The 12565-nt window shown below is 55.5% G+C and carries 12 protein-coding genes; 10 read left to right on the top strand and 2 right to left on the bottom strand.

What is annotated here, in order from left to right:
* The first annotated feature begins 1 nt into the window (after position 1).
* From mvk to ACZ44I_RS09650, 7 genes are read left to right on the top strand one after another with little or no spacing between them, the layout of a single operon-like run.
* The gene (gene mvk / locus ACZ44I_RS09620; protein WP_464550444.1) at positions 2–871 is read left to right on the top strand and encodes a mevalonate kinase; all 870 of its coding nucleotides are present in this window, start codon (positions 2–4) and stop codon (positions 869–871) included.
* A 1-nt stretch (position 872) separates the two neighbouring features.
* Complete coding sequence (locus tag ACZ44I_RS09625) at positions 873–1625, top strand: isopentenyl phosphate kinase (RefSeq protein WP_464576504.1); 753 nt, start codon at positions 873–875, stop codon at positions 1623–1625.
* The gene (gene fni, locus ACZ44I_RS09630) at positions 1622–2683 is read left to right on the top strand and encodes a type 2 isopentenyl-diphosphate Delta-isomerase (RefSeq protein ID WP_464550440.1); all 1062 of its coding nucleotides are present in this window, start codon (positions 1622–1624) and stop codon (positions 2681–2683) included. The genes ACZ44I_RS09625 and fni overlap by 4 nt, the downstream gene beginning before the upstream one ends.
* A gap of 11 nt (positions 2684–2694) precedes the next feature.
* The gene (locus ACZ44I_RS09635; RefSeq protein WP_464550438.1) at positions 2695–4035 is read left to right on the top strand and encodes an RNase J family beta-CASP ribonuclease; all 1341 of its coding nucleotides are present in this window, start codon (positions 2695–2697) and stop codon (positions 4033–4035) included.
* 15 nt (positions 4036–4050) lie between these two features.
* On the top strand, positions 4051–5013 hold the full coding sequence (locus ACZ44I_RS09640) for a polyprenyl synthetase family protein (RefSeq protein ID WP_464550436.1): 963 nt from the start codon (positions 4051–4053) through the stop codon (positions 5011–5013).
* Position 5014: 1 nt separating this feature from the next.
* Complete coding sequence (locus tag ACZ44I_RS09645) at positions 5015–6694, top strand: glutamate--tRNA ligase (RefSeq protein ID WP_464550434.1); 1680 nt, start codon at positions 5015–5017, stop codon at positions 6692–6694.
* 11 nt (positions 6695–6705) lie between these two features.
* Positions 6706–7422, top strand: coding sequence for a hypothetical protein (locus ACZ44I_RS09650; RefSeq protein WP_464550432.1), 717 nt, complete (start codon positions 6706–6708; stop codon positions 7420–7422).
* Here the strand turns inward: ACZ44I_RS09650 and corA are convergent.
* Together corA and ACZ44I_RS09660 are read right to left on the bottom strand one after the other, a co-directional pair.
* Positions 7395–8450: a magnesium/cobalt transporter CorA gene (gene corA / locus ACZ44I_RS09655; protein WP_464550430.1), complete on the bottom strand. Its 1056-nt coding sequence runs from the start codon at positions 8448–8450 to the stop codon at positions 7395–7397. The genes ACZ44I_RS09650 and corA overlap by 28 nt on opposite strands.
* A 30-nt stretch (positions 8451–8480) precedes the next feature.
* Positions 8481–9791, bottom strand: a complete 1311-nt coding sequence (locus ACZ44I_RS09660) for an STAS domain-containing protein (RefSeq protein ID WP_464576506.1) — start codon at positions 9789–9791, stop codon at positions 8481–8483.
* Positions 9792–9883: 92 nt separating this feature from the next.
* Here ACZ44I_RS09660 and ACZ44I_RS09665 point away from each other — a divergent pair, with 92 nt between their 5' ends.
* Genes ACZ44I_RS09665 through ACZ44I_RS09675 form a run of 3 tightly spaced genes read left to right on the top strand, consistent with a single transcriptional unit; the run spans position 9884 to position 12565 of the window.
* Positions 9884–10387 carry a hypothetical protein gene (locus ACZ44I_RS09665; RefSeq protein ID WP_464550426.1) on the top strand — a complete coding sequence of 168 codons (504 nt, stop codon included), beginning with the start codon at positions 9884–9886 and terminating at the stop codon, positions 10385–10387.
* On the top strand, positions 10387–10614 hold the full coding sequence (locus ACZ44I_RS09670) for a DUF8156 family protein (RefSeq protein ID WP_464550424.1): 228 nt from the start codon (positions 10387–10389) through the stop codon (positions 10612–10614). The genes ACZ44I_RS09665 and ACZ44I_RS09670 overlap by 1 nt, the downstream gene beginning before the upstream one ends.
* A complete protein-coding gene (locus tag ACZ44I_RS09675; protein ID WP_464550422.1) occupies positions 10601–12565 on the top strand; it encodes a type B DNA-directed DNA polymerase in 1965 nt (654 codons plus the stop codon). The genes ACZ44I_RS09670 and ACZ44I_RS09675 overlap by 14 nt, the downstream gene beginning before the upstream one ends.

Below are 12565 nucleotides of genomic sequence, written 5' to 3' on the forward strand. Positions count from 1 at the left end.
GTTGGCAACATGGAGCGCGCCAGGTAAAGTCTTCCTCTTTGGTGAACACGCGGTCGTCTATGGGAAACCCGGGATCGCAATGGCGATCAAGCCCCGTGTCATGGTTACAGTCAGGAAGGCGAAACGGCAGAAGAAACCAAACTCCACCTATATAGCCGAATGTTTCAGGCAGATGGGTGTTTCGGGTTCGGTGTATGTCAGGTCCCAGCTTCCAAGCTCTTCCGGGCTTGGCTCATCTGCCGCTGTGACGGTTGCCACCCTTTTTGCTATCAACGATGAATTTGATATCGGAAAAAGCCCGGACGAACTTGCCCTGATCGCCCACACAGTCGAGAAGAATGTCCAGAACGGGCGGGCGAGTGCAACAGACACCTATGTCTCAACAGTCGGGGGCATGGTGCTCATCACCGGCAACACAAAACGGAGGCTCCCCCCGCCGCAGATCCAGCTCGTTATCGGAAACAGCCTCACCCACCACAGCACCTCAGGGATGGTGGCACGGGTTGCAGAACTGAAGAAGACCCGGCCGCAGATCGCCGATCCGATCATCGATGCAATTGCTGCTGTAACAAAATGTTCGATGCACCATTTCAATAACCCGCGTGAGCTTGGTAACCTGATGAATATGAATCATGCGCTTCTTGAGGCACTCGGAGTCGGCCATCCGCAACTCTCCCGTCTTGTCCTTGCTGCACGGGCAGCCGGTGCACTCGGTGCAAAAATGACCGGTGCTGGCGGTGGCGGATGCATGTTCGCACTCTGTTCAAAGAGTGCCAAGACCAGGGTCGCCGGTGCTATCGAGGCATGTGATGCCCGTGCAATCATCACCAGCATCGATACCCAGGGTGTACGGAAAGAGAAAGATGAATAATATGCTTGTACTCAAACTCGGCGGATCTGTAATCACCGAGAAGCAGAGTGCCGGTGTGATCGACCATACCCGGCTCACCGCGATAGCGGAGACGATCGCATCTCATCACGACCATCCGCTCATACTCATTCATGGCGCAGGCTCATGCGGCCATCCCGAAGCAAAAAAATATGGAATTCAGGGTGGAGTCGGGCAGACAAATGCGATAGGTATCGGAGAGACCCACCGGGCGGTAGCAGGCCTGAATGCCACAGTAGTATCGGTCCTGCGGGATGCCGGACTCGATGCGATCGGCGTCCATCCACTCTCCGGATCACTCGCCGAGAACGGCAGGCTTATCTCTTTTGAGACAGGACACCTGGCAAAGATGGCAGAACTCGGGCTCGTTCCGGTGCTGCATGGCGATGTGGTGATGGACCGGGCACAGGGGGCATGCATTGTTTCAGGAGACCAGCTTGTGCTCAGGATAGCAGAAGGTGTGGCACCCTGCCGTGTCGGTCTTGCAACAGATGTTCCCGGTGTCCTCTCGGGCGGGAGTGTTGTCAGGACGATCAGCCGCGGTACTTTGAACGGAATTGATCTTGGCAATTCACATAAGACCGATGTCACCGGCGGGATGCGGGGGAAGGTGGAGGAACTCCTCATCCTCGCAGATGCGGGGATCATCTCTTCAATATTCCATGTTGACCGCCTCGGAGCATTTCTTGCAGGAGAAGAACATGGAGGGACCACCATTATGAGGGCAGATGTATGATCCGGAATGAAACCACCACATCACGGAAGCTCGATCACCTCAGGATTTGCAGTGAAGAAGATATCGAGGCAGGATCAAGTGGGTTTTCTGATATACGGATCGTCCATGCCGCCCTTCCGGAATGCGATATAGATGGAATCGATCTCTCGTGTCAGTTCCTTGGACATTCTCTCTCTTCCCCCCTCTTCATTGCTGCAATGACGGGTGGCCATCCCGGCACAACAGAGGTTAACCGCCGCCTGGCACGGGCAGCGGAAAAGTATGGGTGTGCCATCGGGGTCGGCTCCCAGCGTGCGGCACTTGAACGACCAGATCTTGCCGGTTCATTCAGGGTTGTCCGTGAAGAGGCGCCAACAGCATTCATTGCAGCCAATATCGGGGCTGTCCAGCTTCGTGAACAGGGAACCGGATGGGCAGAGCAGGCCATCTCCATGATCGATGCTGATGCAATTGCAATCCACCTGAATTTTCTTCAGGAGGCAATTCAGCCGGAAGGGGATCGTGATGCGGCCGGGTGTCTCGATGCAATCGAAGAGCTCTGCTCCGATGCATCTGTCCCGGTGATCGTCAAAGAGACTGGATCAGGTATCTCGCGTGAAACCGCACGCCTTCTCTGGAATGCTCGCGTGAAGGCGATCGATATCGGCGGCCACGGGGGAACTTCCTGGGCAAAAATAGAAGGAATACGGGAGAGGGAGATGAACGATCCCAGACTCACCCGTCTCGGTGATGACTTCATTGATTGGGGTATACCAACGGTGGTTAGCCTGATCGAAGTCAGAGAGACCGGAGGGCCGGTTATTGCAACCGGCGGCGTCAGAAGTGGCGTTGATATTGCAAAGGCCCTCGCACTCGGAGCTGATATGGCAGGGATGGCACTCCCGCTCCTTGCACCCGCGATGGAGAGTGATTCTGCACTCGCAGCTGCCATCGACCATATCCACAGACAACTGAAAGCAGCGATGTTCCTCTCGGGGGCACGGACAGTACGCGAGATGCGGAGAGTCCGGACCTATATCACCGGAGAGACTCGCACAATGATACAGAAATACGATTAGAGGTACAATTTATGGAGATAGAAGTAATTACCGTCGGCGGATACGAAGAAGTCGGTCGGAATATGACCGCAGTTCGTTGCGGTAAGGATATTGTCATCTTTGATATGGGCCTGCGCCTTGACCGGATCATGATCCACGAGGATGCCGAAGTTGAGAATATGCATTCTCTTGACCTGATCCAGATGAAAGCAATCCCTGATGATACTGTGATGAACGGGATCGAGGGAACAGTCAAGGCTATCGTCTGCACACACGGGCATCTTGACCATATCGGTGCACTTCCAAAGCTTGCACACCGGTACAATGCCCCGATCATCTCAACACCGTACACCACCGAGCTGATACGGCAGCAGATTGCAGGAGAGCAGAAATTTGGTGTGAACAACAAGCTCTTTGCCCTGAAGTCAGGCGGCAGGTACACCATATCACAGAACCTGACACTGGAGTTTGTCCGGACACAGCACTCGATCATTGATGCTGTGATGGCGGTGCTCCACACACCCCATGGTGCGGTCATCTATGCAAATGACTTCAAGCTCGACAGAACACCGGTCATCGGGGAGCCGCCGGACTTTGCCCGTCTCACCCAGATCGGAAAGGAGGGCGTCCTCCTTCTCATCACCGAATGCGTCAACATCACCTCAAAGGGAAGGGCACCAAGCGAGCGGATCGCCCGCGATCTTGTACGCGATGTGATCACCAGTTTTGAGGATGATAAAAATGCGATCCTGGTCACCACCTTCTCCTCCCATATTGCCAGACTGAAGACACTCACCGAGTGCGCCCACGAGATCGGAAGAAAACCTGTTCTTCTTGGCCGTTCGATGGAGCGGTACTCAACGACTGCCGAACAGATGAAACTGGTTGCATTCCCACGATCCACCTCCGTCTTTGGAAACAGGAGGACGGTTGACCGCATATTCAGGAGAATGATGAAGGAAGGGAAGGAGAAGTTCATGCCGATCATCACCGGCCACCAGGGTGAGCCGGGATCGGTTCTTACCCGGATTGGTGCAGGAGACACGCCGTACCGTCTGGAAAAGGGGGATAAAGTCCTCTTCTCAGCAAAAGTGATACCAAACCCGATGAACTACGGGCAGCGGTACCTCACCGAGACACGGCTCAGGATGACCGGGGCACGGATCTTTGACGAGCTCCATGTCACCGGACATGCATACCGGGAGGATCATTATGATTTCATTCATATGCTCAACCCCCAGCATATCATTCCCTCACACGGAGGTCTCGAGATGACTGCCGCATATGCAGAGTTTGCATCAGAACTCGGGTACACACTCCAGAAGGATGTCCACCTGATGACGAATGGCCAGCGACTTCTGGTCCACAAATAATCCGAGGAGAAAAGAATGGATCTACAGGAATACCTTAAATCAGTTGAGAGTCTCGTAGACAAGTCCTTATTCAGGTACTTCGGGGATGCACCCGGAAGACTGGATAAGGCAAGCGCCCATCTCCTTCTTGCAGGGGGAAAACGGCTCAGGCCTGCAATGGTGATGCTCGCAGCCGAAGCTGTGCAGAAGAGATCATCAGATCGGATCTTCCCTGCTGCACTCGCACTTGAGCTGACTCATACCTTCACACTCGTCCATGACGACATCATGGACAATGACTCATTCCGCCGGGGTGTTCCAACGGTACACACGGTATGGGATGAAGCAACAGCAATTCTGGCAGGCGATGTCCTCTATGCACGTGCATTTGAACTGATCTGTAAGGCAGAGGCAGAACCGGCTGCAAAGGTGCGTGCTATCTCGATGCTTGCCAAAGCATGCGAAGAGATCTGCAGCGGCCAGTCTGATGATATGGCATTTGAGATGCAGGATGAGGTCACACGCGTTGAGTACCTGGATATGGTCAGGAAGAAGACCGGAGCATTGTATGCAGCTGCTGCCGGGATCGGAGCAATCCTCGGCGGAGGTTCACCACAGCAGGCCGAAGCGCTTCATAACCTTGGCATGACGACCGGGATCGCATTCCAGATCCAGGACGATCTGATCGATCTCCTGACACCAAAGGATGCAAGCGGGAAAGATCGGGCATCTGATCTCAGGGCCGGGAAGAAGACCCTGATCGCAATCGTTGCAGCGGAGAAGGGGATCGAACTTGCTCCGTACAAGAGGAGTCTCACTGATGATGAGATCGATCGTGTCATCAAGGAGCTTGAGGCAGCAGGTGTCATTGATGAGGTCCGGCAGATCGCTCTTGATCTTGTTCATAAAGCAAAAGCAGGATTATCAGTCCTTCCCGAGTCCGAAGAGAAACAGCTGATCATCGAGATGGTCGATTTCTTCGTGACCCGGGGGTTCTGAGATGGACGGAGAGATCCGCCGGATCCTCGAAGAGTATGCACTCCAGAATGCAGTAAAGCATAAGAGTGTTCCGCGGGCCGGGGCTGTGATCGGGGCTGTCCTCGGATCGCATCCCGAACTCAGGAGCAGGGCACAGGAACTGAACGGAATTATTCAGTCGGTGCTTGCCGATGTCGAAGCACTCTCCCCCGAGGAGCGGGAGGCGAAGCTGCTTGCTCTTGCACCCGATCTTATCGCCTCGATGCACCAGAAGAAGGAGCGGTCCACCGAACTCCCCCCGCTCCCTGATGCCGATGGCGGGGTGGTGATGCGATTTGCACCAAACCCTTCAGGCCCACTCCATCTCGGTCATGCCCGTGCATCCATCTTAAATGATGCCTATATCCGCCGATATGGCGGGAAGTATATCTACCGGATCGAAGATACCGATCCAAAGAGGGTTGATCCCGATGCCTACCAGATGGTAAGAGAAGATCTTGAATGGCTTGGAATTGGAATATCGGATATCATATACCAGAGTGACCGGCTCGATATCTACTATGAGTATGCCCGACAGCTGATCGAGCTCGGGGGGGCCTATGTATGCACCTGTGAGGCTGAGCGGTTCCGCGAGCTGAAGATTGAGAAGAAAGCATGCCCATGCCGCACCCTTACACCTGAAGAGAATCTTCTCCGCTTCGGGCAGATGTTCGATGGTACCTTCGTCGAGGGGCAGGCAACAGTCCGGATCAAGACCGAGATCGACCACCCCGATCCGGCGATCAGGGACTTCTCGGCGATGCGGATCGTAAACAGCACCATCCATCCCCGTGTCGATGCAACCGTCTACCCCCTGATGAACTTCTCAGTGGCAATAGACGACCATCTCCTCGGGATGACTCATGTGATCCGGGGAAAGGATCATATTGCCAATACCCGGCGGCAACGGTATATCTTTGATTATTTCGGGTGGAAACCACCACACTATCTCCATTATGGGCGGATGTCCATCGAAGGGCTTGTCCTTTCGACCTCATCGATGCATCAGGGAATCAGTGAGGGAATCTACTCGGGATGGGATGATATCCGGCTTGGAACGCTCCGTGCTCTCGCACGCCGCGGAATCCGTCCTGAAGCGGTGCGTGCTGTGATCACCGAGATCGGGATCGGGGAGACCGATATCTCGTTCTCATGGGATAACCTCTTTGCAAAGAACCGCGACATTATCGACAAGGAATCGAACCGCTACTTCTTCGTTCCTGAGCCGGTATCTCTCCGGGTTGAAGGAGCCCCAAACCAGATTGCTGAGGCACCCCGCTATCCGGGTGATGAGGAACGGGGATTGCGGAAGCTTCACTTCACGGGAGAGGTGCTCATCCCTGCATCCGAGATAAAAGATGGTGGCGGGATGATCAGGTTAAAGGATCTCTTCAATATCAGGATCACCGGCGATCAAAATGCTGAGTATGCCGGGGATTCGCTTGCCGATGCGAGGGCTGCGAAAGCCCCAATCATCCAGTGGCTCCCGCCGGAAGCGGCAGTTCCCTGCCGCATCCTCACTCCGGAAGGAGTTCTTGAAGGATTTGCCGAGGCTGAGGCGGCAGACTTTGCAGGCAGAACCATCCAGTTCGAGCGGGTTGGTTTTGTCCGGATCGATTCTGTGGAGAAGAACTCGATCACTGCCTACTTCACCCACAGGTGAACTCTTTTTCCATGGATGCCATCTGCCTGCTGAGAGAGACAGGAATGGACAGGGAAGAGGCGCTTCGTGCACTCCGGCACCTTCCGCTTTCGATGCGGGACGCGCTGCTCTCACCCGATCATGAAACACGCAGGCGGGCTCAGGGGAGGTTCTTTGAGGCGGCAGCCTATGAACTCCTCAGAAAAGCGGGAGACAAAAGCCGGTGTATCGAAAGAATCGCTGCGTGGGGAGCTGATGTTGGTGACTATGGCGGATCAAAAAAAGGGATCTGGTACTCACGGGATGGCGGGCTCCGGATCTGCGCAGATGGTGCGATTGCCGCTGAAGTCGATCTCCTCTTTGAAGATGATTGTGGGGTGGTATTCTTTGCTGAAGCAACAATCTCCCACCCTTCTGCATCTGCGTTTTTCGGGGAGGTGGAGAAGAAGAGAGCGCTTCTCTCTGCTCTCGCCAAAGGACGTACGGTGCAGTTCCTCTATATCACTCCTACTCCTCCGCCACAGGGACTCTCCCCCCTCTTTGCAGCAGGCGGGGAGGTTATTGTCAGGCCAGATCTCCTTGCCCTTGTCGCTGAGGTTGAAGACGTGCTTCAAACACCCCGGAAGAGGCGGGCGGTTTTCCATCCAAAGGTGGTTTCCGGAACTGCGTTCTTCCGTGAGGATGCAGGGGCCGAAAAGAGGAAGAGAAGAGATCTCCTCTCCTATATCCAGCGTTTCTTCCTGAAATAGCCGAGCATCAGAAGAGAGAGACAGAGCATCAGGAGAAGGGTTGCCGGGTACCCGATCTCCCAGTCAAGCTCAGGCATGTATGCAAAGTTCATCCCGTAAATTCCTGCAATGAAGGTGAGCGGGATGAAGATCGTCGCGATGATGGTGAGCACCTTCATCACTTCGTTCATCTTGAAGGAGATGGTGGAGAGGTAGAGATCGAGCATGCCTCCGGTGAGATCACGCTGGGTCTCAACAGCATCAATCACCTGGATCGTGTGATCATAGATATCGCGGAAGTAGATCCCGGTTTGATCCGAGATGAGCGGGGTATCGGATCTCTCAAGTGAGGAGAGGGCTTCCCTGAGTGGCCAGACCGCTTTTCTAAGGGCGATTAGATCACGTTTGAGGCGGCGGATCGAGACGACGGTATCGGGACCAGGGTTCTGGATAAGGGTATCTTCAAGCACCTCGATATCTTCGCCAAATGATTCAAGAACCTCAAAGTATGCATCGACGATCGTATCAATAAGGGAGTGGCAGAGGAAATCAGCCCCATATTTGATCATCTTCCCTTTGTTTCGGATCCGCTGCCGGATGGGATCGAAGACATCGCCGACCCGCTCCTGGAATGAGAGGACACAGGTTTTTGTTACGATCAGGCTCACCTGTTCGGATCGGATCTCGCCATCTGATCGTGTGAGCATCCTCTGGACCAGGAAGAGGTATTCGGGGTACTCTTCGTACTTTGGCCGCTGGGTGGTGTTCATCAGATCCTCAAGCGTCAGCGGATGGATCGAGAAGATCTCGCCTATCATCCTGATGATCTTCGTGTCATAGATACCATTGATATCGATCCAGGTGACCGACTGGCTATCCCGGTACCTGCTGATGATCGCGGGATCACGGGTACACAGTTCGGTAACATTGCCTCCTGCATCGTAATCCATCACTGTTATGGTGATGGGATCACCCGTTTCTTCGCCGATATGAATGAGTGAGCCGGGGGGCATCCCGGCCTTCTTTGAGATCCTTGGGAAGAGGGGCATGATCATCTCCGGTTGTAAATTGTACAGGAGTTACTCTTCTGTGACCTCGCTGATGTACGCCACCCCGATCTTTCCACGGCGGAACCGGGTGCTGTTTAAGAGGTGGCGCATATCCGCAACCTCAGCTTCCTGGAGCAGGGTCTGGATCATCTTCTCAAGAGGTGCGTTTTTGTCCCATGGGACTCCCCGGAAGATAACGCCATGGTTATGGAGTATTTGATCGGCGGTGCCTTTGTGTGCCGGATGGAGATAGGCGAGGGAGTGGAGGGCAACCGGATCATAGAACGAGAGATCGGCGGTTGTATCCACCCCAACCCCGAATGAGACGAGAGTATCACCGGTATGGTGGGGGATCGAATTCACCGTGCACCAGTCTTTGATTGTATCCTCATCCATGATCGTTCCTTTGAGCCCGCCGGAGTACTCTTTAAGGGGAGAGCGGGCAAGCCCTGAGCCGGTCATCCCGGCGGTGACTCCGGCGATCGCAAGGGCGATGATGCCTCTGAAGTCCTTCTGTTTCTCCTTTGCACGCGAGAAGAGCTGCCGGTAGAGATCTTCAAGGGAGATGCCATCCGGATCCTCGGACTCAAAGGAGATGTACTCATGGAACGGCCCTTCCAGCGTGATATTAAAGACGGTATAAACAGGTATCCCAGAATCCTCTCCTGCGGGTGCGAGGAAATCCGGGGTATCATTTCCATCGGTCGGAAGCCAGACCATCGCACCATGGAGGGTGATCATCTCCCCAAGGAGCGGGAGTGCGGATTCTGCATCAGGACTGAGCGCACCAAGACCGATTGAATACCGGATCGACGAAAACATGGATTCCACCAGATCATCCCCCGTGATCCGTGCATGGAGAAGGGTGGATAAGCTCCCCCGCACCTTCAGGCGGGCGGCGGTGCCGGTTCCTGCACGCTCCACCTGGTATGAGACAGTGCCGTGCTTCTCAGACGATGCAGAGAGTTCATCGATGAGGGAGAGGACAATCCCGTCTTTCCCGCATGCCAGAAGACCCTCAGGAACGGTGGATACGATTCGAAAGACCGAATGAAAACCCGCCATCTTCAGTACTTTCATCGGATACTCCTGTACCCCGGCAAGTGCCATGATACCTCCACGCCTTTTCACCTCCTTTGCAAGGGCAAGAAGGGTGCGGATGCCTGCACTTGAGAGATACTCAACCGACGACAGATCCACAACAGCCGCCGAATCGTCGTCATGGAATCCCGACTGTATCGCCTCATCAAAGATCCCGGAGCCGTGTCCGTCAAGCCTGCCATCCGGTGCAAAGACGACCACCCCATCCTGTCGTGAGATTGCAATATTCATCGTTATCATGGTAGCTTGGAGAGGAAGAGATAAATAATTCCCCTTCACTTTCGCACTCCGGACATTGCCTCTCAATACCCCGGGCATCCAGATCTGTTGGTATGGAGATCAGACTTGCACCATATATCACCCTTGGATCCGGAACATTTGCAGCGATTGTTGCCCCGGAAAAGGATATTTTAAGGCTCTTTACAGAGCATCCCGAACTGAAGCGGTACCTGTTCCTGTATATCTCAGGCAATGGCTCCCGCCTGCTGACACGGGCCGGAGACAGGAGCGCCACCTTCGATGTCAGGCGGGCATTCACCGCTCACCAGCTCCTTACGATCCTCAGGGAGGCAGGCCATACGATCGTCTTCATCGAACATGATCCAACCCTCTTTGAATCCGGGGGAAGGGGTATGGCTGCTGCAATCGGGAAGGTGATCGCGGAGGTGGCCATGGGATCGCTTGTGATCCTGTACACACCTGCTCCGGATCGGTTCTTTGGCGAGATGGCAGCCTATGCTGACCGGATCATCACCCTTGCACCCGAAGCAGCACCGGTGCGGAAACAGAACATCCGGGCCCGCCGTGTAGGTCAGGCGACACTGGAGGCATTCTGATGGGCAGGAGCATCGGAAGCGTCCGGCAGGGAGTCAACGAGATTGCCCGGCGGTGGGAACGGGCAGGCCGGGCACTGCGGAGAGAAGATCAGCCCTATGCTGCCCGGCTCGCCGCTATGGCCCGTGCCCATACGGGTGAGGGGTTCTATGCATTTGATGACCCGCTTGAGGCGGCGGTCTTCTCGGTCTTTATCGAGCTATTGAAGGAGTGCGATGTGGATCCTTGATGCCTCGGCAGAGAGGGGAGGTATCCGGTTCTGGGGAAGGGGCGGTGAGTCGAAACGGGTTGCCTATACTCCTTCATTTCTCTTCACCCTTGATGATCCCCATCTCCACCGGGATATGTTGGATGGACTTGAGGAGCGGTTTGGTCTTGCCCCATGCCGGGTACAGACGATCTTCTCAGAGGAAGAGGGATATTCGATCGCTGCGTCCCGGAAGGTTGCCGGACTGATCGAGGAGCAGAGCGGGTACAGCGCAAAGATCTACAACCTTGATCTCCGACCCGAACAACGGTTCCTTGCCGAAAAAGGGCTTACCGCCTGCTCACTCCCGGGAGAGGACCGGTTTGCCACCTCCTTTGACCGGAGCCTTGCGGGGATGGAGATCAGTGTGGCTGATCCCCCGTACCGGAGCCGGGTGGTGAGCAGGATGGCAGTGGATGGGAAGACGATCACCGGATCTCTTCCGGAGATGCTTCAGGAACTTGCCACAGCCCTTGATGATAGGAACCCGGATCTGATCCTCTTTCCCCATGCCGACTACTGGATGCCGTTGCTCGTCTCTTCCTCAGAAGAGCATGGGATACTGCTCCCGTTCAGCAGGACAGGGAGATACAGCCGCCTCTCGGCACGGTCATACTGGAGTTACGGACGGATGGTCCACCGGGAAGGGGCGCTCATCCCGGAAGGACGATGCCTCATCGATTCGTCCCGGAGTTTCACATACCGGGAGAGCGGGATCGCCGGGGTGCTGCTTGCCTCCCGGATGACGGGGCTTGCCCCAAACCTCACCGCCCGGCTCACGCCCGGCACCCTCATCTCCGCATATGAGAACTACGAGGCGATCAGACGGGGTATTGCAGTGCCATTCCGGAAATGGGATCCTGAAGAGAGCCGACCGATTGCCCGCCTCCGTGAGGCTGATAAAGGCGGGATGATCTTCCAGCCGCATCCGGGGGTCTATGATGATGTCATGCAGGTCGATTTTACCTCGATGTACCCCTCGATCATCGTCGGCAGGAACCTCTCCCCCGAGACGGTTGGCGGGGGTGGGGAGGCGGGGTTTCTCGCATCGGTGCTTGCGCCGGTTGTAGGGCTCAGGCTGAAGACAAAAGCCATGAAGAAGGAGGATAAGCGGTATGCGGGTATGGACAGCCTCCTGAAATGGATGCTGGTCACCAGTTTTGGCTACACTGGATACCGGAACGCGAAGTTCGGGTGTATTGCAGTGCACGAGGCGATCACCCGGCATGCCCGCGAGATCCTGATTGCGGCAAAAGAGTGCGCCGAGGAATGCGGCTGCCATGTCCTCCACGGGATCGTCGACTCGCTCTGGGTTGCGGGTGGTGATATTCCACGGTTTGTCCGGGAGACTGAGGCTGCCACCGGGATTCCAACCGAGTCGGAGGGATACCGCTGGATCGCGTTCCTCCCGATGGCTGATGGGACCGGTGCCTATAACCGCTATTTCGGGAGGCTTGCAGACGGTACCATGAAGATCCGTGGGGTTGCCGCCCGCCGGGGAGATACACCCCCGTATGTGCGATCGTTTCAGGAAGGGATCTTCTCGATGCTTGAGCAGGCGGAGTGTGCAGCAGAATTGGACGATCGTGCCGGGGACGTGCAGGAACTTTTCAGTGAGGCGGTATCCGGCCTTTCATCTGCGGCGATTGCGGATCTCGTCATCACCCGGCGGGTGAGCAGAACCGAATACAAAAACCGGTGCATCGAGGGATCGGCGATCCGTGCATATGGAATGGCGGGTGTTGCTGTTGAAGCCGGGATGGAGATCGGGTATGTGGTGCGGGACGGGAAGCGGCTGATTGCTGATCCCCCCTGGGAGGCGACGACTGCGGATCCTGCATATTACCGGGTGCTGCTGGAACGGGCATATGAGGAGGTGATGCCGGTATTCTCTCCGGAGATATCCCCCTCTTCGAAAGGTGGCAGTTCATAG

The sequence above is a fragment of the Methanocalculus pumilus genome, assembly GCF_055382585.1.